Source organism: Motilimonas cestriensis (genome assembly GCF_021295315.1).
GTDB classification, from domain to species: domain Bacteria; phylum Pseudomonadota; class Gammaproteobacteria; order Enterobacterales; family CBDFNC01; genus Motilimonas; species Motilimonas cestriensis.
In genome coordinates this window covers 121941-141226 of sequence record NZ_JAIMJA010000003.1, presented here as the reverse complement: position 1 = coordinate 141226, position 19286 = coordinate 121941, and the positions used below count along the sequence as shown (strand labels likewise).

The window sequence follows — 19286 nt, the reverse complement described above, 5'->3', positions numbered from 1 at the left end:
GTTGCACAGTCAACCAATCCTTTGAAGTGATTACTAATAACAAAAGAGTCATTTTATTCATTTGTGAATATTAAGTCTCCGCTAAAAAGGGGCGGAAAACACGAAATATATTATTAACCAATAAGATCAAATCCCTAACAGCGAAAAATCAGAGTACATGGAGTACAACTTGAAAAAGACAACCTTAAGTGCATTATTTGCGATTATTTTACCCGCTTCAGCCCATGCTGCGATACCAGCTGCCCCAGGCATAGGTTGGATGGAAACTAAATACAGCTTAATTGAAGTGCCAGATGGCTTTGCCTACAAAGACGTTACTATAAAAGATAGCGTGACCGTCAACGTGCCTTGGTTTAAATGGACAGGCGAAGCAGGGGATCGCATTAATATCCTCGTTAATGGTGATATCGCCTTATCCCGCGCGATTACTGCCGCGCCTTCACAATCAGCCAGCGAAAGCCTGACATTCAACCAAGGCGGACAATTCGATATTCACGCTCAATTGTGTAATCAAGACGGCTGTAGCACCAGCAAAGACAGTAAAAAAATCATTATTGCTGACGCAATGGGCAATCATTTAGCCCCCTTGGCAATGAAAGTGAACGACCCGCGCTTTCCGGTGAAAATGACTAACAAAGAATACGTTAACACCTCCGGAAAAATGGTCGCAGGTTATGCGGCTGAATGGAGTGTATATCGCGTAGAGGGTATGGATTATTATATCGACAACCTACCTGCGGCTAATTTAACCCACTTATTTTATGGCTTTATTGCTATTACTGGCCCCAATGAGTCCTTTGCTGATGAAAACCCGCAAGGCTATGCGTCATTCCAAAAAATCAGCGCCGGGTTAGCAGACTTTGAATTAGCGCCACCCGATATGTGGGCGGCGATGCAAAAGCCCATGGGCTCACAAGTACACAGTGATCCGATTAAGGGGAATTACGCACAAATGATGGCGTTAAAAAAACGCTACCCCGATCTAAAAATCATCCCATCCGTGGGTGGCTGGACCTTGTCTGATCCCTTCTATTACATGGACAATGATGCCAACCGTAAAACCTTTGTTGAGTCTTGCCGTCAATTCCTGCGCACTTGGCCGTTTTTTGATGGCATCGACATTGATTGGGAGTTTCCCGGTGTATCCGCTGCCAATCCTAATCTAGGAAAACCATCAGATAGCGACACTTACGTAAAATTAATGCAAGAGCTGCGCGAAATGCTCGATGAGGAAGGCGCAAAAGCAGGCCGCACTTATGAACTAACTGGCGCGATCAACGTAGGTTTCGATAAACTAGATAAAGTCGATTATGGCCAAGCTAGCCGTTACATGGATTACGTGCTAATGATGAGCTATGACTACTTTGGTGCTTGGGACACTGAACAATTAGGTCATCAAACTTCCGTTTATCCATCGACGTTCCGCACCGACGACCCGCGCACGCAAAAATACAACCTGAAAACCGCCATCGACTTATTAAAAGCCCAAGGCGTTGATTCGACCAAGTTAGTCGCTGGTGTGGCGATGTACGGCCGCGGTTGGACCGGTGTAGAAGTTGAACCGGGTCAACACCATATGGATGGCAAGGCCACTGGACCTGCGCAACCTGCTGGTTCATTTAAGCTCGAGCCTGGCACCATTATGTATGCCAACATCGCCCAATGGAAAGACTCACCCGAGTGGGAATACCATTATGATTATGATGCCCATGGCGCCTACATCTACAACCCTTCAACTGGCGATTTAATCAGTTATGACGATGAACAGTCGGTGGCTGAAAAAGGCAAACTGGTGTTCCAAGAAAACCTAGCGGGTTTATTTGCATGGGAATTTGATACCGATAACGGAGATATTTCCAATGCGATGCAAGTCGCACTGGGGCATCCACTTAAAGATCAAACCGCGCCTACGCCAACACCAACACCAACACCAACACCAACCGTAGCACCTACGCCAGCGCCAACCGTAGCACCTACGCCAGCACCAACCTTAGCACCTACGCCAGCACCAACCGTAGCACCTACGCCAGCGCCAACCGTAGCACCTACGCCAGCACCAACCTTAGCACCTACGCCAGCACCAACCTTAGCACCTACGCCAGCACCAACCGTAGCACCTACGCCAGCACCAACCGTAGCACCTACGCCAGCACCTACGCCAGCACCAACCGTAGCACCTACGCCAGCACCAACCGTAGCACCTACGCCAGCACCTACGCCAGCACCTACGCCAGCACCAACCGTAGCACCTACGCCAGCACCAACCGTAGCACCTACGCCAGCACCAACCGTAGCGCCTACGCCAGCGCCAACCGTAGCGCCAACCGTAGCGCCTACGCCAGTGCCAACCGTAACGGAGTTTGTGGCGGGTAAAACGGTAGTGAAAAATGGTGAGATAGTGTCTTACCAAGGCGCTTGCTTTAAAGCTAAAAACAATCCCGGCTCATGGGAAACGCCAAAGAGTACATCATGGTTTTGGAGCTCGGTAAACTGCCCGGTTTAAGTTAAGAAACGTGTTCAAAATCGGCTAACATCAAAGCCCCGACTTGTTTCAAGTTGGGGCTTTCGTAATATACCAATTTGTTGTCGCCCAAAACTCACTTTTCTCACCCCCCCCCGCCAAACCTCTAAAGTTGGGGCTCACTCTGTAAATGAAAAGTAGCAACCCCTTTAGTTCATTAGTCACGCTTTGCTTGCGCAAAAAGCGCTGGTGACCATTTACACCACGACCTGATGAATATATAATTTTGACTTAACTTTGACCAAATCATGGATATTAGAATGAACAAAACGAGTGTCACACTGGCTATATTAATGAGTCTGTCCCTCTCTGCTTGTGGCGGTGGTAGTTCTTCGACGGCCGACAAATCAACTAAGGCAACTCCCGCTCCAACCATAGAGCCGACTGTTGCACCAACCATAGAGCCGACTGTTGCACCAACCATAGAGCCGACTGTTGCACCAACCATAGAGCCCACTGTTACACCAACTGCAGAGCCTACACCTGCGCCCGTTTTAACCAATATTAATGGGCAGCTAGTTGTCCCTGTTACTATCACTGCTAGCGCTAGAAAAACTTTAATACCTGCACCTATTCAAGCGCGATCTGAAGCCTGTCCAGGTGTACCTGACGGTTACAGCCCATTAGCTGATGCGGTTGTGGAACTAAAAAATGCTGCAGGTGATAACCTAGAATCATCAACCACTACAGACACCTGTGGTAAATTTGAATTTGTAGTACCAAAGAGCTTAGTAGATAGCATCAGTAACGTCGTTGCAGCAAAAAGCGGCTTTAAAAACATCATTGCAGATGTCGATAATTTTCTTGAGAGCAATGCATCTCGCATCGCCTCGACTATATCAGATCAAGCGAGCTACGAAATTACGGGCCTGAAAAAAAGCAGCGCTCAAAGCATTAACTTTATTATCACTGACAGCGAATCTAAAAAAGCCATTTTAGGCCTTCAAAACTCGGCATTTACCTTCTCGCTTGACGGTCAAACTATTACCAGCCCAACTATTACTAGCTCACAAAATACAGCAACAGACTCAGCCTCTGTCGCGATAACGCTAGACTCGAGTGGTTCAATGGGCGCGCTAGTTTATGATGAAAATAATAGACCTGTTCTAGCACCAGATGGAAATACGCATCGCCGCCAAACTATTGCAGCAAGCGCAGCACATCAACTAATTGATATGACCAAAGCCAATGACCCTAACTCGGAAATGGCTATTATCATGTTCTCATCGGTAATCTACCCGATGACCGATACTACGCTGAATAGCAAGCTAAAAATATTCGATGCGAGTGGCGATGCCATGCTCCTTGACACCGGGCGCACTGATAACTTTACTCAAGACGCGTCAACGCTGCACACACTCATTGATATCTACAATGAGTACTCTGCTATGTACGGCTCTTACAGTACGCCAGTCATAGAAAGACATCCAGATCGCACAGACAACATTGCTAAAATCAGTTATTACCCATTTGGCGGCAGCACCGCTTTCCTAGATAGTATTGATCAAGCTATTACTACACTAGAAAGCACTAACCCCACTAAACCCGTTATTGTCGCGCTGACTGATGGTGCTGACAATAGCTCACAAAAAACGGTTGATGAAATCATCACGCGCGCTAATCAATACAACTACCCTGTTACCGTGATTGCTGCAGGTACCGGGTTTTCCAGCTATGACATTGATGATATGAAACGTATCTCAAATGAAACTGGCAGTGAATACTTTGAAGTAGCCGATCTTAGTAAATTGGGTGGTTTCCTTGCTGGTATTTCAACTCGCGTTACTTTTAACTACGATGCGAATCTGAATACCCCATTGATCTCAGGCCAAGTGCTTAACGTCAGCCTATCGGTCAATGGTGAAACACCAGTGAGCCGTGAGATAACAATACCTTAAGCATGTCGCTGGCGTTACTAACGACCGCTAACGCATAAAAAAACCTCGAGCATCAACGCTTGAGGTTTTCTTTTTAACAGTTTATCGCAAACCGTTTAATTAAATACCGTATTGCTCGCGGTAAGCCTTAACCGACTCAAGTGACGCTGCCATTTCTGGCTTTTCGCTTAAGTATTCAATCAAATCATTCAGCTCAATGATTGAAATCACTTTCGCATCGTAATCGCGCTCAACTTCTTGGATTGCAGATAGCTCGCCCTTGCCCTTCTCTTGACGATCTAGCGCAATGAGCACTCCCGCTAGTGACGCGCCGCAAGCTTGGATAATATCCATCGATTCACGAATAGCGGTGCCCGCGGTTATCACGTCGTCCACCAGCATGATACGACCGTTTAGATCCGCGCCCACTAATGAACCGCCTTCGCCGTGATCTTTCTTCTCTTTACGGTTAAAACAGTAAGGCGTGTCTACTTGATAGCCATCAAACAACGCCACCGCGGTGGTGGTTGCAATCGGAATGCCTTTGTAAGCAGGGCCAAACAGTACATCGTATGCAATGCCTGAATCTTGCAACGCTGCTGCGTAAAAACGACCCAGCTTAGCTAAATCGCCACCGCTATTAAACAAGCCAGCGTTGAAAAAATAAGGACTGGTGCGGCCAGATTTTAAAGTGAACTCACCAAACTTAAGCACCTGTTTGCTCAGAGCAAATTCAATAAAGTCGCGTTGATATTGTTTCATCGATAAGTCCCCTTTAATTATTCTGCTAGTGCTGCTTTTTGCGCCGCCACTAAATCGTCAATGCCGGCTTTCGCTAACGCTAACATTTCCAGTAACTCTTCATGGCTAAATGGCGCTTCTTCTGCCGTACCTTGCACTTCAATCATCTTACCGCATTCCGTCATTACCACGTTCATGTCGGTGTCAGCGGCTGAATCTTCAACGTATTCCAAATCACATAATGCTTTACCGTCAACAATACCTACTGACACAGCTGCAATCATGTGCTTGATTGGGTTAACTTTTAGCGCACCTTTGTTAATGAGGTAATTAATCGCATCGGCTAATGCCACAAAACCGCCAGTGATAGACGCCGTGCGCGTGCCGCCATCAGCTTGGATCACGTCACAATCGATAGTAATGGTGTTTTCGCCTAGGGCTTTTAAGTCAACCGCAGCGCGCAATGCACGAGCGATTAAACGAGAGATTTCTAAGGTACGGCCGCCTTGCTTGCCTTTCGCCGCTTCACGCTGGTTACGGGTATGAGTTGCGCGTGGCAACATGCCGTATTCAGCCGTGATCCACCCTTTACCTTGGCCCTTTAAGAAACGTGGCACCGACTCTTCGACACTGGCTGTACAGAGAACTTTAGTATTACCAAACTCAACTAATACCGAGCCTTCAGCATGCAAAGTGTAGTTACGAGTGATGGTTACAGGACGAACTTGAGCGGGGGTTCTGCCATTTGGGCGCATAGATAATTACCTAGATTAAAAAAACTGGCGCTCATTATAACCCCACAGTGAAAGGGATCCACCTTTGCTGAAGTTTTCTCCGCAGGTTTACATGAATGGCTCACTACGCCCAGTACGAGTGACCATAAAAATACAGCTAAAAAAAGCCGCTTGGATCGGAATTAGCTGCCATAAACCGTCACTATACAAGGTAATATTCCCTTTGGCCCATACGTATAAACAAAGATTAAACATACCACCACTGATTGCTATCAATAAGCAAAAACAGGCAAACACTTTTAGCCAAAGGAAACAAAAATCCAGTAAGAGTTGCATAACTCGTTTCACCTTGCTTACTCCATACAAACAAAACCTTAAAACCCATAAAGCTAGCAAAAAGAATCTTTCAACTCTGACCAAAAGTGCGCAACCAAGCACGTTTAAGATCAAGCAAAATACGACAAAATCAGAGAAGGGTTTGCGCGCTGCGTTTTTGCTCTTATAATTCGCCCACTGCAATTAACAAGAGACGCTTATGATCCACAGTATGACAGCCTATGCCCGCAAACAATTCAAGGGCGATTGGGGCAGCGCCGTATGGGAAATCCGTTCAGTCAATCAACGTTATTTAGAAACCTATATTCGTGCGCCAGAACAATTTCGTGGCTTAGAACCTGTGATCCGCGAAAAACTACGCAAACGCATGCAACGCGGTAAACTCGAAGTTAATTTACGTTTTGAAGCCGCACAAGATAACGCCGCAGAGCTGCAAATAAATCAAGCCCTTGCCAGCCAAATCATCGAGCACGCGCAATGGGTAATGGAAGAGTGTGGCCGCGGCCAGCTTAACCCTATCGACGTACTACGTTGGCCAGGTGTAATGGAAGCACCAGAGCAAGACGTTGACGCCCTATCAAAAGAGCTACTCGCCGCACTCGACACTACCATTAATGAATTTTTAGAAGCGCGCGCCAGCGAAGGGGCCAACCTAAAAGTATTCATCGAGCAACGCCTAGAAGAAATCAGCACGCAAGCGGCATTTGTACGCACTAAAATGCCAGAAGTAATGGCATGGCAACGTGAGCGCCTCAGCAATCGTCTTGCAGAAGCTAAAGTTGAACTAGAGCCAAGCCGCCTAGAGCAAGAGATGGTGATGCTCGCGCAAAAAGTCGACGTCGCCGAAGAGCTCGATCGCCTTGATTCACACATCAGCGAAACCCGTAACATCCTGAAAAAAGGCGGCGCCATCGGCCGACGTTTAGACTTCATGATGCAAGAGTTTAACCGCGAAGCGAACACCCTAGCCTCGAAATCGATTAACTCAGAAATCACCAATGCGTCGGTGGATTGCAAGGTTTTGATTGAGCAGATGAGAGAGCAGATCCAGAATATTGAATAAAGTCTGTGTACTTTAGGAAATCCTTAAGAAGCCCTGCTATGCAGGGTTTTTTTAAGCCTTTTGATTTACAGCAATGCCTGTAGATAAGCTGCATGAGTAAACTTGACCGCAGCTGTAAAGAATGCAGTAACACATTATTTGCAAACTGTTGGATTATAGCCATTTTACATCAACGGGTGTGACTCATAGTCCGTAGACTTATAGTCAACACAAGTCAAACTGAATTATCTACAATTCAGATTGGCTTTTATGGAAAATCAAGAGCTTATTCAATTCGGCCTGCTTGTTAAAAAACGTCGTCTAGAGCAAAATTTATCCCAAGAGCAATTAGCGCTTAGTTGTGATTTAGACCGAACGTATATTAGCAGTATTGAGCGAGGCAAGCGCAATGTTGGCCTACTCAATATTATCAAAATAGCCAAAGCTTTAAACGTTGAACCATCGCAGTTGCTCACATTCGATGGTTATTTAAATGGATAGGGCTTATTACAGTGCGTATTTGAAGGATTTTTTGCAGACCCCCGTAGAGCAAATTATCGGTGCGATTGCGCAAAACCATGCTCAGCAAATAGAGCATTTACAAACGGGAGCATGGCAAGGTCAAGTCGATATTTTGCAGCGAGAGTTGAAGCATGTTCTTAACCTTGATCCTTCTAGCTATATTTTCTTTGAGTTTATGATCCCAAGGATGGGGAAAAGGGCAGATGTGGTATTAATCTCCGCTGGTATCGTGTTTGTCATTGAATTTAAAGTGGGCGCCAATCGTTTTTCCTCTGCAGACGTAAACCAAGCGCATGGATATGCATTGGATTTAAAGAACTTCCACCAAGGTAGTCATGAGAAATTAATCATTCCCATTTTGTTAGCGAGCAAAGCTCAGTCCCACTCGTTTAATTTTACGATGGCAAATGATCAAGTCGCCTCGCCTATTTTAATTGGTCCAGACGGATTATTAAACGTTATTCACCGGGCAGTGGATACTTTTTCGCCTTCATTTTTTTGTGCCTTCGATTGGTCTAAAAAGGGCTACAAACCCACCCCAACCATTATTGAAGCAGCACAGGCTTTGTATCGCAACCATTCTGTTGAGGATATTTCTCGTTCAGATGCGAGCGCTAAAAACATGGCGAAAACATCAAATGAGATATTGGAGATTATTCATCAATCCCGTTTAAAAAAACGCAAGTCAATTTGCTTTGTCACAGGGGTGCCAGGTGCGGGAAAAACGTTAGTCGGTTTAAATATAGCGACTCAACATGCGAATATAGAAGATGATGAGCATGCAGTCTTTTTAAGTGGTAATGGCCCGTTAGTAGAGGTGCTTCGGGAAGCTTTGGCGCGTGATGAAGCGGCAAATAGTATCGGTGTGACTAAGGCTGCTGCATTTAGAAAAGCGAGTCAATTTATCCAAAATATCCATCATTTTAGAGATACTGCCATCGTTGATAATACTGCCCCGTGTGAGAAAGTGGTTATTTTTGATGAAGCGCAACGCGCTTGGAATAAAGAACAAGCAAGTAAATTCATGCAGTCGAAAAAAGGGAAGAAGAATTTTAATCAATCAGAGCCTGAGTTTTTAATCGAAGTAATGGATAAACATCAAGATTGGTGTGTGGTAGTTGCATTAATTGGTGGTGGACAAGAAATTAATACCGGTGAAGCAGGGATCGTCGAATGGCTTAACGCCGTCACTGATAAGTTTTCTCACTGGGACGCTTATTATTCTACTGAGCTTACTACCGAGAAGTATGTGACAGGGAGTTTTAATTTCGCAAGGTCGCCAACAATAGCGAAAAGTAATTTGCATTTATCAACCTCTATGCGCTCTTTTCGAACAGAGAACTTATCAGAAATGGTACATTATTTAATTGCAGGGGATGCCCAGCGAGCGAGTCAAATATATCAACTATTTGATCACCTTTTCCCCATCAAAATGACGCGAAATCTGAGCCAAGCAAAGAGCTGGATAGAATCGCAGGTGAGAGCAAACGAAACCAAAGGAATGATCGCATCTTCGGGCGCTATTCGTTTAAAGCCTGAAGGTATATTTGTCAAAAATCATTTTCAGGCCAAGGAATGGTTTTTGAACGATGCAACGGATATTCGCGCCTGCCATTACCTAGAAGATGTCGCGACTGAGTTTGATATTCAAGGCCTAGAGCTCGATTGGTGTCTGGTCGGCTGGGATGCTGATTACCGTTTCAATGGGAGTCAATTTGAACATTGGCGCTTTGTTGGGACAAGATGGCAACAGCGGAAAAAAGCAGAAGATCAGCAATATTTAGCCAACGCTTATCGCGTTCTGCTAACCCGAGCCAGACAAGGCATGGTTATCTTTATCCCCCAAGGCTCAGAGACCGATCTGACTCGTCAGACTCAATTTTATCAATTAACTTACGCGTTCTTGCAAGCCTGTGGGATCGAGGAAATATAAGAAAGGAGAGGCACTGTTTGCTGCAACCGCGCCTCACTTCAACGATTAATCCACCTCAACACCCACTCAACGCTCACGCATTGCTGCTAAATACTAAACTCAAACGTCTGCGTCAGCAGCGGCTGAATAGCTACCTTTCTTGCTATGCGCTTGGTGCCTGAATAGCGCTTCGGGTTAACAGTGATAAATCCCCAAAACTGTAAAAAACGTTCAATAAAGCGGGCTTCAATCCGCGCGCAAAGGTGCTGTGACGACGTTGTATAAGCATCACTAGGGAACAGCCGCACAAGATCAGGAAATGCAACGTATACCTCTTCCATCAACTGATCAATAACACCATGGCTTTGCAGTCGCCACAACATAAATACCCAGAAGGTTCGTAAATCAACATCTTCCTGCCAGCTATCGAGGTAACCCCAGTTATACTGCGTAATGGCCGCTTCAAGCATCGGCTTGAAGAAGACATTGAGACCATGACGTTGATACTGCGTTTGCGTGGTTTTTTTAATATGAAAACGGCCACTACGGCGGTAAATTATACCGGCTATCTCGGCCAGTATTCGCGTGTAATGCAGGGCGTTAAATTTGTCCTCATTACTGCCCATATAGTCGCTAATACTGGGCTCCAGTTCATACTCTGCGACGGCAAACTCAGGCAATAAACCACTGGCTTGCTTAACCAGCTTTGCGGGTAAATTACCCTTGGTGGTCGCTTTAAATGAGCCATCTTGTTGCATTGCTTCATCTAACATTAGCGCTAAATAACGCATCACAGGGCTAGAGGATAAGTCTGGTGGTGTGTTAATCGTCACCCCAGCCAATTCATTAAACGGGGCATATAACCAATTGGCCATTTGTGTGGGTGAGAGACCACAAAAATCGGCATGGGGTTGATTGTTCCTTTGTTCCATTTTGCGCTGCGCGACTAGGTTTAACTCATCAAGAGTAAGGTTCGGATTCATTGCCACGGTTTGCGCAATGTCATCAAACACGCCGGCCTGTTGTTTTGCTACGCTATTCATACAACAACGTTTATATTTTTTACTACTGCCGCATGGGCAAAGATCGTTTCGACTTATCTTCATGTTGACTCACTCTGCGCTATTTTAGCCTTTGCTGCTACGTCATTATATCTGTTCTATTCGCCGCTCTAAGGCTGCTTTCTTCGCCTTATCAGCCACACCCTTTGAGCATTGTTTGCCATGTACCTTTCAACGGTATTACTAACACCCAAGCACAAAGGCTGAGGAAAAGCATTCTACTCGGTTAAAAGCTACAATATCAATTATTTACAAGGGTAAATCTTCCTAACCTCAATTTCAGAGCTAATCAATCAGAGAAGCCTGTTTATCGGCTTTAACCAAGCCAGAGGCCATTAATAAACGGCTAGTTAATACTAAAAATCATCTAATACTTAGGATTCGGCATAATTTTTGGTTGACGAATAAGCGTTGTTATCACTCAATGGTATACTGCTGTCATTAATGTCTATGGTATCAGCCACAATGAGATATATTCGTGCTGAAGCATAACAATAAACAAATGATAAGTAACAGCAGCATGGATGATCAAGGCGCAAAGGACACGCAATGATGAAGAAAAATACTCCCGCCACCCTCTCTGATGTTGCAGAGCTTGCAGGCGTGTCAAAGGCCGTGGCCTCAAGAGCTCTTTCGGGTAAAAATAGGCCCATTTCTGCCGACAAAAAAGCGCGAGTGTGCCAAGCGGCAGAGTTACTGGGGTATGTTGCTAATCCTTTTGCTCAAAGCCTTGCTAATCAAGAAACGGGGCTGGTTGCGATTGTGATAAACCATATCTCAAACGTGAGTGATTTGACCTTATTTGACTCCCTTATTCAAGGGATCCAGTCGATTGGTAAGCAAGCACTATTTGTGCGTTTAAAGTCGTTACAAGACATTGATCAGCTACAAAAAAATGCGTTTATACAACGAGTGGATGCCGCTTTAGTTTTGTCCGACCTAATTGAACCTCAGCTGGCCGAGTCACTGTTTTATACCCACAATGTGATCATGCTTAATGGTAAAAGCCAAGACCGAGGGTACTCGGTTAAGGTAAACGAGGCGCTCGGCATTAAAGACGCCATCGCCTATGCCCAGCGTATTGGCATAAAGCGAGCCGTTTTGATCGCTGGCCGTCAGTCATCAGTGAATGAAGAGCAACGAGTCGAGCATTACTTAACTCATTTAGCCCAAGCGAATATCAAACTAGAGTCGAGCGTTTTTTGTGATTATTCCTATGATGAAGCCTTGGCGTATTTAACCGCGGCCAACATTGATATGAGCGATGAGTTAGGTATTTTTTGCACTTCTGACTCGATGGCGATGGCAGCGGTCGATTATTGCCAAGCCAATGGAGTAACTAAGTACTCATCGCATATTTTTGGCTTTGATAACACAGAGTTTTCTCGTCGTGGATGCTATCAATTTTCAACCATAGGTTTTGATAAACACGATTTCGTGCAGTCGATAATCACCTTGGTAAAACAAGCGCAATCTAATGACTTGTCGGTTGCAAATGAGCACAACGAGAAACGGCTTCCCACCAAGGAAAGCCATTTAATTATCGATACACAATTTTACTTAAACACACCTTAGTTAAGGCTGATTACCATATCGGCTTTAGCGTTGGTGGGTTAGCCTCGGCTCCCCACCATTTTTTATATGATGCTTCATAATCACCAGAGCTAATGTATTCAGACACAAACATATCCATCCAGCGCAAAAACTCAGCATCTCCTTTCTTAATGCCAACCCCAATCGGGTCATTAGAATGCAAACCCGGAAGGGTGACTAAGCGATCGGTTTGGGTCGCCAAATAGTCAACCAATGAGCTATCTTCAATACCGGCGTCAACTCGACCTTGGCGTAGTAGTAATATGCCATCTGGTGCAAAATTATCGGTATAAACCAACTCGGCTTCGGGCACTTCACGCTTAAGGAAGGCTTCACCTGTTGAGCCACGACCAACCACTACCTTTTTACCCGCCAAGTCAGCCAGCGAAGTTATTTTGGCATTGCTTTGGTGAATAACACGTAGCCCTGCCCGCGCGTAAGGGATTGAAAAGTTAACTGACTTAGCTCGCTCTAAGGTGGCTGACATATTACCGATAACCGCATCAAGTTGATCCGAAAACAGCATGGAAACACGAGCGTCACCGTGCACGTCCGTAAACTTAGGCTCAACACCCAGCTTTTCGGCCAAGCGGTAAGCCAGATCAACATCATATCCTGCAGGCTGATTTTTAGCATCGCGAAACCCAATGGGCTCTCCACCAAGGGACACGCCAATTCTAATAAACCCTTGTTTTCTAATATCTTCCAGTTTACCGGCCATCGCTGAAGAAGATCCCAATGCGATAAATCCAGATAATAATGTGGCTACAACAAATTTTAATTTCATGTTCTCGTCCTTTATTCGCGTTTTAGTACTTTTCCGCAATGCACTCTTGCGGCTTTTCCATACCGGATTTATACAACCAGTATTTTATATCGCCTTCGCAGCCAACATTGACTACTCGGTGATTATCTTTGTTATCAATAGCATGGATAACCACGCCACCTAAAAACCCGCCTTTTAGCGAAACCAACTCGGCAATGGCCAGATCAACCGCCTGTTGCAGTGAATAACCCAAGCGCATCGCCATCACAATGGAGTAAGAGGTATTAGCCCGTATAGTCATTTCACCCGTGTGTGTACAAGCCGCTGCGCCATATCGACTGTCAGCATAAAACCCCGCCCCAGCGATCGGTGAATCACCTAATCGACCCGGATATTTCCATGCCCAGCCCGAGGTGCTCGTCGCCGAATAGATACTGTCGTTACTGTCTTTGGTTAGAAACACCGTGGTATCTCGTACTTTTTCAGGATCAGTAATCATGGTATTCAGCGGCGCTAAGTCGCAACTCGATAAATCAGGCGATGCTTCACCAGTGATCTCCTGTAACTTTTTCCACCACACCGCTTTTGAGTCATCTAATAATGGATTGTCACAACGAAATCCCATTTCATAAGCAAAGCGCGTGGCTCCTTCACCCACTAGAATTTCATGGTTTAGCTGCTCCATAACCTTTCTTGCAATACGGGTAACATGAAAGTGATCTTTCACCGCTCCCACCGCGCCAGTTAATCGAGAGTCGCCGTCCATCACGGCACCATCAAACTCCATTTCTCCCAACAAATTCGGCCAACCGCCGTAACCCACACTGCGAATGCGAGGTTCTGCCTCCACTTTCTCAATGCCATGAATAATGGCGTCTAAGCCATTTGCGCCGTCGTCCAGCATGGTTGCTGTTTCATCAATACCTGGCCAAGCTTCTGAATTGGAAAGAACTATCATTATTTACTGTCCATTTTTTCTAAAAATCGAGCGATGCGTGGATCTTTCTTACCACCCGTAGCTGAAAAGAAATTGTCTTTATCGAGGTCGGCTCTTACTTTGCCTTCATCAAGAAAAACAATGCGATTTGAAATCTTTTTGGCGAATGCAATTTCATGTGTAACAAAAATTAAGGTGGTCCCCGTTCGTGCCAACTCAGCCAACACATCCAGTACTTCTGATGTCATTTCGGGGTCTAACGCACTGGTGACTTCATCAAGTAACAAATATTCCGGCTCCATCGCGAGGGCGCGGCAAATGCCGATACGCTGTTTTTGACCACCCGATAATTGCGCCGGAAACGCGTTGGCCTTGTCCATAAGATCGACCACTTGCAGTAGCTCTAATGCCTTACTGGTCGCTTTTTCTTTCGACTGACCAAGCACTTCGATGGGTGCCAGCGTGATATTGTCGATAATAGAAAGGTGAGGATATAAGTTAAAGTGTTGAAAAACCGTCGATACATTTTTACGAATATTGGAGAGATCTTTTTTATCACTCACACTGAGTTCATTAACCAGAATGGTGCCAGCTTGGATTTTTTCTAGCCCATTGATACAGCGAACCAGTGTCGATTTTCCAGAGCCGCTCGCACCTAAAATAGAGACCACATCGCCTTTATTAATGGTCAGTGAAACACCTTTCAGAATATCAAGCTCACCGAAGCTCTTCTCTACATTTTCAATTTTAATCATGATAAACCCTTAGATATTTTCCCAGTGCTGATGCTGTTTTAGCTTGTTCTCAATGCGCTTACCCACCTTGGCAAGTAAGAAAGATAATAAGAAATACGTCATCCCAATGACGGGCCAGACCACAAAGGGCTGCCAAGTACGCTGATTCAATATTTGGCCAACCTTAGTAATATCCATCACCCCAATAACCGAGATCAGTGAAGTCACCTGCAATTGATTCACCGCTAAGCCAATCAAAGGCGCAATGGCCACCAGCAGGGCTTGAGGGGTAATAATCTTGCTTAGGATCTTAACTTCTGACAAACCAAAGCTTCTGGCAGATTCAATCTGGCCTTTATCAATAGAGGCAATTGCTGAAACAACAATCACCGACACAAAAGCGGCAGTATTACCGGTTAAGGTAATCACAGCGGCTTCGGTAGCTGTGAGGTTAATGCCGAGAAAAATAGGTAAGCCAAAGTAAATAAGAAACAGCTGTACCAGTACCGGAGAATTTTTCAAAAATTCGCTGGTAAAGGTTGAGGCTTGGCTTAACACTGGAAACCGGTAGTGCCGAGTAAGTGCTAGTGCAATGCCCATCGCGCAGCCCAATACGGTTGAAATAATAAACACGTACAAGGAAACAGAAATACCACTCAGTAACACAAGTATGTCGTACGGAACAAATTCATGGTTAGACATCATTATTCTCCCACCAGAAACTGTCGGTTAAGTTTGCGGTGAATACCCGAAATGATTAGTGACAAGGCATAGGTCAATACGCAGTAAAACAGCAGTAAAAAGAAATACACTTCAAAAGGTCTAAAGGTTTCAGCTGCAATAATCTTAGCGGTGCCCGTTAACTCGTTTAGGGTGACGGTCGACAAAATAGACGTCGTTAAAATCAGGTTAATAAAAACCGAACCAATGGGTCTAATTGACGTTCTTAGCGCGATAGGAAGAATTATTTTGCGGTAAATTGTTTTGCGCTCAAGACCAAAAGATTGAGCGGCCTCGATAACCTCTCGATCAACTTGCTGAACACTGGCGCGCAGAATATCCGCGCAATAAGCCCCCACCGCAACAGATAATGCTAAAACCCCCGTGGTGTAGGGATCAATAAAAACACCAAGCTCTGGTAGACCATAAAAAACAAAGAACACTTGAACAATAAAAGGAATATTGCGGAAACATTCTATATAGCCATAGCCAAACTTATTAAGGGCTTTGCTCTGACTAACACAGGCAAACATCACTCCTAAACCAACAATAAAACTGCCAAGGATTGACATCACACTCACCGCTGCCGTAATCGCAAACCCATCTAAAAATGCGCCTGAATATTTAGCAATAATACTGATATCAAACATACCTTCCCCTCATAGTGAAACCGGTTTCACTATGCGATAATGAACCTCCAATCTCAACGAGGATTTATATATACTGCAACTCAAGTCACACTATTTTTGGCTTTAACACCGCACCAAGTTAACTTTTCATTAACAACCAAAGCCAGACAACAAAACCCTAAGACCATGATTTTAAATACATAAATAAAATTTGTTAAACTGGCGTTTAGTTTTTTGTTTCATTATTTGTCATTAGAACATTCGCAATGCTGACATCACCAAAAACAAGGAAATATAATCGTTTGGCAAGGTGCAGTTAGCTAAGGAAGCAAGGTGATTGGACATAAAACAAGCCCCCTTCAACAAGCTTAAAGGGGGCTTATGGCAACAAATAATCGTAACAAACTAAGCGCTTTTTACACACTGCTTACTCTTTGCCGCGGTGACACTAGAGATGAGAAAATAGCCAGCAGAAGCCACTAAGATAGAATCTACCGATGGAATACCAGTGAAAGTGAACCAACCATTAACGGTGCAAAAGCCGACCAACGAACCTAACCCCCAAGCAACAAAAGTGAGCGGTTTAATGGCTGCGTCTTTATTTAAACTGGCTTCGTTGTAGCCGTTGCGACGATTCATAAAGAAATCCGCTATATAAATCCCCGAAATCGGTGGCGTGGCAATACCAAGAAACAATAGGAAAGGAAAGGAATAAACCAAGCCATAATGTCCATGCTGCCGACAATGGTGGCTAAAATGCCAAGTAGCACAGTAATTTTCCATTTCGCTAGCTTAGCGAACAAGGTTGAAACGACTAATGTTCCTTGGAACATGTTGCCCGCATTACCCGTAATACAAGCAAACACCAACAAGATAGCCGCAGGTAAAGTGGTACCGATGACAGCCATTGCGCCAAGTAACGAACCTTCTGAAGTCATTGATCCGGGCACGGCGCCCATCAGAAACAATACCGGATAAGCCAAGCCAAACGTAAGCAAACCAGCGATAACGGCATGCTTACGGTTATGCACAAAGCTACCAAAGTCGGGCGATGTTGCCACCAGCACGATGATAGTCCCGACCACAGAAGAAACCGCGGCGCCAAAACTTAAGCCACTGAGCTTATCAGCTACGGTAACAGAGCTATTAAGTGCCAAGTAGAGGATAACCAACATCAGCAACACAATAATTGGCACGGCAAATTTAGATACTTTACCTAGTGTTTCAAAGCCAAACGCCGTTGAAGCCACAAAGATGACACAGCCAAAAGCAATGATCGCGGGAATGGGCAAGTGCACATTAAATTGAGTCACCAGCAGGTCATTAACACTGTGGCCAAACATATTGGCCGTGACCGCTATCCAGCCAAACAGGCTAATCGCCATAATAATGTTGATGGCCGTGGCGCCTTTACTACCAAAGGAATATTTAACTATCCCGTAAGTAGGTAAACGTGCTTTTTCACCAATCAAAATGTTGATGACAGCCAATACCGTTAAAATTAGACTGCCGACCGCAATCACCGTGGCGGCCGTGCCTAATGTCAGCTGACTGCCTAAGCTTGATGAGGCCAATAAAACTGGAGTAACAAGGATCCCTAACAAGATCATTGCAATTTGAACCCCAGACGCAGTGTTAGATGACTCTGTTTTATTTCTGCTACTCATAAAATGCTACCTTTTATATAAAGACTTTTATGGCTAAAACTTTCCCCAGCACCATAACGCTTAGCTTATTGGCATAATTATGCCGTGGCCATCATCGTTTTGGTGTAGGCCCGCCAGCCGCCGGTGGTTGTAATTTCACGCTGACCTTCAACTAACCAAGGTTCGCCCAGCACACCCAATACCTCAGAGCCGTCGGCTAAAATGACTTTTCCGATAGATAAACCCGCCGGCTCATTACTTAACACTGCAGCAAACGCCTCCATTGGCAGCTGCCAAATTTCTAAATCAACACTGTAGTTTTCTTCTAAGGTGCGGATCATCGCAGGGTGAACGTCATTGATGGACCAAAGACGATAATGTAGGTCGGTTTTATCTTCACGAATGAACTTACCGCCCACCTTAGTCAGGTTAGGGTTCAGCTCTAGGCCGCGCATTAACGTGCCGTTTACAGCTAAAAGAGTGGTGTTAGACATATATGTTACTCCGTAAAAAAAGCGGCCTAGACGTACTAGGCCAAAGGACAAATAAAAATTAGTGATTGCGGATCCAAGTACCGGTGTTGCCATCAATTGCTTGGATCACCGTGCTCGCTTTAGTGATTAGGCCTGCACCATTAGGATTGCCAGCAATAAATTGCAGTAAAGCGTCCACTTTCGGCTTCATTGACCCTTCACCAAACTGGCCTTGCTCGCTTAAAATTTTGGCTTCTGCTGGGCTTAAATTATCAAGCCATTTTTGCTCAGGCGTGCCAAAGTTAATCGCCACTTTTTCAACTCCCGTGGGAATGATCAGCATGTCGGCGTTAAGCGCTTTGGCAAGTAACGCTGACGCAACATCTTTGTCGATCACCGCCTCTACGCCAATCAACTCACCATTGCTATTACGCTCAACGGGGATACCACCACCGCCACCGGCAATCACTAATGAGCCAGCATCGAGTAAGGTTTTAATGCTGCCAATTTCAATAATCTCTTGCGGGCGAGGACTGGCAACACAGCGACGCCAACCACGGCCTGAATCTTCCATTATGTGCCAACCTAATTCGGCGGCGCATTGCTCTGCGGTGGCTTGATCCATAAACGAGCCAATCGGCTTGTTTGGCGCCTGAAAAGCGGGGTCGCTGGTTTCTACTCGCGTTTGCGTGACTAAGGTCACCACGGGCTGGGTAAGACCACGACGTTGCAACTCATTACTGAGGGCTTTTTGGAACATATAGCCAATTGCGCCCTGCGTATCGCCAACAGCATAATCCACTGGCACAGGCGCCACTTCATGCGACGCCAACTCAGAACGACGTAAGATAAAGCCAACTTGCGGGCCGTTACCGTGGGTTAAAACCAGGTCCCAGCCGCGCTCTATTAAATCCACTAAATAACTGACATTATTGGTGACTGTTAGGTATTGATCGTGGATCGAGCAATGAGCGTTATCATCAATCAAAGCATTACCACCAAAGGCGACAACAGCTAAAGGCTTCTTTTTCATAGCGAGATC

Annotated in this window: 20 protein-coding genes; 6 read left to right on the top strand and 14 right to left on the bottom strand. The window is 45.2% G+C overall.

What is annotated here, in order from left to right; translation table 11 throughout:
* Positions 1-169: 169 nt before the first annotated feature.
* The gene (locus K6Y31_RS04030; RefSeq protein WP_233051561.1) at positions 170-2503 is read left to right on the top strand and encodes a glycosyl hydrolase family 18 protein; all 2334 of its coding nucleotides are present in this window, start codon (positions 170-172) and stop codon (positions 2501-2503) included.
* 175 nt (positions 2504-2678) lie between these two features.
* On the opposite strand, the gene K6Y31_RS22575 is transcribed toward K6Y31_RS04030, so the two are convergent.
* Positions 2679-2969, bottom strand: a complete 291-nt coding sequence (locus K6Y31_RS22575) for a hypothetical protein (RefSeq protein WP_486624566.1) — start codon at positions 2967-2969, stop codon at positions 2679-2681.
* Positions 2970-3159: 190 nt separating this feature from the next.
* On the opposite strand from K6Y31_RS22575, the gene K6Y31_RS04025 reads away from it, so the two are divergent.
* Positions 3160-4419, top strand: coding sequence for a vWA domain-containing protein (locus K6Y31_RS04025; protein ID WP_486624565.1), 1260 nt, complete (start codon positions 3160-3162; stop codon positions 4417-4419).
* A 99-nt stretch (positions 4420-4518) separates the two neighbouring features.
* Here K6Y31_RS04025 and pyrE read toward each other — a convergent pair whose 3' ends face one another.
* From pyrE to K6Y31_RS04010, 3 genes are all read right to left on the bottom strand, one after another.
* Positions 4519-5160 (bottom strand): orotate phosphoribosyltransferase, encoded by a 642-nt coding sequence (gene pyrE / locus K6Y31_RS04020; RefSeq protein ID WP_233051559.1) that lies wholly within the window; start codon positions 5158-5160, stop codon positions 4519-4521.
* Between the two features lie 17 nt (positions 5161-5177).
* The gene (gene rph / locus K6Y31_RS04015; protein WP_232801646.1) at positions 5178-5894 is read right to left on the bottom strand and encodes a ribonuclease PH; all 717 of its coding nucleotides are present in this window, start codon (positions 5892-5894) and stop codon (positions 5178-5180) included.
* Between the two features lie 87 nt (positions 5895-5981).
* A complete protein-coding gene (locus tag K6Y31_RS04010; RefSeq protein ID WP_233051558.1) occupies positions 5982-6209 on the bottom strand; it encodes a hypothetical protein in 228 nt (75 codons plus the stop codon).
* Positions 6210-6408: 199 nt separating this feature from the next.
* Between K6Y31_RS04010 and K6Y31_RS04005 the strand changes: the two genes are divergently transcribed.
* The 3 genes from K6Y31_RS04005 to K6Y31_RS03995 all read left to right on the top strand — a co-directional run bounded on the left by K6Y31_RS04005 (position 6409) and on the right by K6Y31_RS03995 (position 9706).
* Positions 6409-7272, top strand: coding sequence for a YicC/YloC family endoribonuclease (locus tag K6Y31_RS04005; RefSeq protein ID WP_233051557.1), 864 nt, complete (start codon positions 6409-6411; stop codon positions 7270-7272).
* 249 nt (positions 7273-7521) lie between these two features.
* Positions 7522-7752, top strand: a complete 231-nt coding sequence (locus tag K6Y31_RS04000; protein WP_233051556.1) for a helix-turn-helix domain-containing protein — start codon at positions 7522-7524, stop codon at positions 7750-7752.
* 31 nt (positions 7753-7783) lie between these two features.
* Positions 7784-9706 carry a DUF2075 domain-containing protein gene (locus K6Y31_RS03995; protein ID WP_233051555.1) on the top strand — a complete coding sequence of 641 codons (1923 nt, stop codon included), beginning with the start codon at positions 7784-7786 and terminating at the stop codon, positions 9704-9706.
* Positions 9707-9792: 86 nt separating this feature from the next.
* Here K6Y31_RS03995 and K6Y31_RS03990 read toward each other — a convergent pair whose 3' ends face one another.
* Positions 9793-10791, bottom strand: coding sequence for a YecA family protein (locus tag K6Y31_RS03990; RefSeq protein WP_233051554.1), 999 nt, complete (start codon positions 10789-10791; stop codon positions 9793-9795).
* 504 nt (positions 10792-11295) lie between these two features.
* On the opposite strand from K6Y31_RS03990, the gene K6Y31_RS03985 reads away from it, so the two are divergent.
* Positions 11296-12321 (top strand): LacI family DNA-binding transcriptional regulator, encoded by a 1026-nt coding sequence (locus K6Y31_RS03985; RefSeq protein WP_233051553.1) that lies wholly within the window; start codon positions 11296-11298, stop codon positions 12319-12321.
* 10 nt (positions 12322-12331) lie between these two features.
* Here the strand turns inward: K6Y31_RS03985 and K6Y31_RS03980 are convergent, their stop codons facing one another.
* The 9 genes from K6Y31_RS03980 to arcC all read right to left on the bottom strand — a co-directional run bounded on the left by K6Y31_RS03980 (position 12332) and on the right by arcC (position 19277).
* A complete protein-coding gene (locus K6Y31_RS03980; RefSeq protein WP_233051552.1) occupies positions 12332-13126 on the bottom strand; it encodes a transporter substrate-binding domain-containing protein in 795 nt (264 codons plus the stop codon).
* Positions 13127-13148: 22 nt separating this feature from the next.
* Entirely contained in the window at positions 13149-14063 is a 915-nt protein-coding gene (locus K6Y31_RS03975; protein WP_233051551.1) for a glycosylasparaginase, read from the bottom strand.
* Complete coding sequence (locus K6Y31_RS03970) at positions 14063-14797, bottom strand: amino acid ABC transporter ATP-binding protein (protein ID WP_233051550.1); 735 nt, start codon at positions 14795-14797, stop codon at positions 14063-14065. The genes K6Y31_RS03975 and K6Y31_RS03970 overlap by 1 nt, the downstream gene beginning before the upstream one ends.
* A gap of 9 nt (positions 14798-14806) precedes the next feature.
* Positions 14807-15481 carry an amino acid ABC transporter permease gene (locus K6Y31_RS03965; RefSeq protein ID WP_233051549.1) on the bottom strand — a complete coding sequence of 225 codons (675 nt, stop codon included), beginning with the start codon at positions 15479-15481 and terminating at the stop codon, positions 14807-14809.
* Positions 15481-16146, bottom strand: a complete 666-nt coding sequence (locus K6Y31_RS03960) for an amino acid ABC transporter permease (protein ID WP_233051548.1) — start codon at positions 16144-16146, stop codon at positions 15481-15483. The genes K6Y31_RS03965 and K6Y31_RS03960 overlap by 1 nt, the downstream gene beginning before the upstream one ends.
* Before the next feature lie 384 nt (positions 16147-16530).
* Positions 16531-16764, bottom strand: coding sequence for a hypothetical protein (locus K6Y31_RS03955; protein ID WP_233051547.1), 234 nt, complete (start codon positions 16762-16764; stop codon positions 16531-16533).
* A gap of 11 nt (positions 16765-16775) precedes the next feature.
* Positions 16776-17792, bottom strand: a complete 1017-nt coding sequence (locus K6Y31_RS03950) for a cytosine permease (RefSeq protein WP_233051546.1) — start codon at positions 17790-17792, stop codon at positions 16776-16778.
* Positions 17793-17869: 77 nt separating this feature from the next.
* The gene (locus tag K6Y31_RS03945) at positions 17870-18265 is read right to left on the bottom strand and encodes an allophanate hydrolase-related protein (protein WP_233051545.1); all 396 of its coding nucleotides are present in this window, start codon (positions 18263-18265) and stop codon (positions 17870-17872) included.
* A gap of 58 nt (positions 18266-18323) precedes the next feature.
* Entirely contained in the window at positions 18324-19277 is a 954-nt protein-coding gene (gene arcC / locus K6Y31_RS03940) for a carbamate kinase (protein WP_233051544.1), read from the bottom strand.
* Positions 19278-19286: the final 9 nt, after the last annotated feature.

What these genes read in the sequence shown, in the direction of transcription:
- K6Y31_RS03965 (WP_233051549.1), bottom strand. Translation starts at nt 15,481, where the DNA reads ATGATGTCTAACCATGAATTTGTTCCGTACGACATACTTGTGTTACTG.
- K6Y31_RS03980 (WP_233051552.1), bottom strand. Translation starts at nt 13,126, where the DNA reads ATGAAATTAAAATTTGTTGTAGCCACATTATTATCTGGATTTATCGCA.
- pyrE (WP_233051559.1), bottom strand. Translation starts at nt 5,160, where the DNA reads ATGAAACAATATCAACGCGACTTTATTGAATTTGCTCTGAGCAAACAG.
- K6Y31_RS04005 (WP_233051557.1), top strand. Translation starts at nt 6,409, where the DNA reads ATGATCCACAGTATGACAGCCTATGCCCGCAAACAATTCAAGGGCGAT.
- K6Y31_RS03955 (WP_233051547.1), bottom strand. Translation starts at nt 16,764, where the DNA reads ATGAATCGTCGCAACGGCTACAACGAAGCCAGTTTAAATAAAGACGCA.
- arcC (WP_233051544.1), bottom strand. Translation starts at nt 19,277, where the DNA reads ATGAAAAAGAAGCCTTTAGCTGTTGTCGCCTTTGGTGGTAATGCTTTG.
- K6Y31_RS04000 (WP_233051556.1), top strand. Translation starts at nt 7,522, where the DNA reads ATGGAAAATCAAGAGCTTATTCAATTCGGCCTGCTTGTTAAAAAACGT.
- K6Y31_RS03945 (WP_233051545.1), bottom strand. Translation starts at nt 18,265, where the DNA reads ATGTCTAACACCACTCTTTTAGCTGTAAACGGCACGTTAATGCGCGGC.
- K6Y31_RS22575 (WP_486624566.1), bottom strand. Translation starts at nt 2,969, where the DNA reads ATGGTTGGTGCAACAGTCGGCTCTATGGTTGGTGCAACAGTCGGCTCT.
- K6Y31_RS03960 (WP_233051548.1), bottom strand. Translation starts at nt 16,146, where the DNA reads ATGTTTGATATCAGTATTATTGCTAAATATTCAGGCGCATTTTTAGAT.
- K6Y31_RS03975 (WP_233051551.1), bottom strand. Translation starts at nt 14,063, where the DNA reads ATGATAGTTCTTTCCAATTCAGAAGCTTGGCCAGGTATTGATGAAACA.
- K6Y31_RS03970 (WP_233051550.1), bottom strand. Translation starts at nt 14,797, where the DNA reads ATGATTAAAATTGAAAATGTAGAGAAGAGCTTCGGTGAGCTTGATATT.
- K6Y31_RS03990 (WP_233051554.1), bottom strand. Translation starts at nt 10,791, where the DNA reads ATGAAGATAAGTCGAAACGATCTTTGCCCATGCGGCAGTAGTAAAAAA.
- K6Y31_RS03950 (WP_233051546.1), bottom strand. Translation starts at nt 17,792, where the DNA reads ATGAGTAGCAGAAATAAAACAGAGTCATCTAACACTGCGTCTGGGGTT.
- rph (WP_232801646.1), bottom strand. Translation starts at nt 5,894, where the DNA reads ATGCGCCCAAATGGCAGAACCCCCGCTCAAGTTCGTCCTGTAACCATC.
- K6Y31_RS04010 (WP_233051558.1), bottom strand. Translation starts at nt 6,209, where the DNA reads ATGCAACTCTTACTGGATTTTTGTTTCCTTTGGCTAAAAGTGTTTGCC.
- K6Y31_RS03985 (WP_233051553.1), top strand. Translation starts at nt 11,296, where the DNA reads ATGATGAAGAAAAATACTCCCGCCACCCTCTCTGATGTTGCAGAGCTT.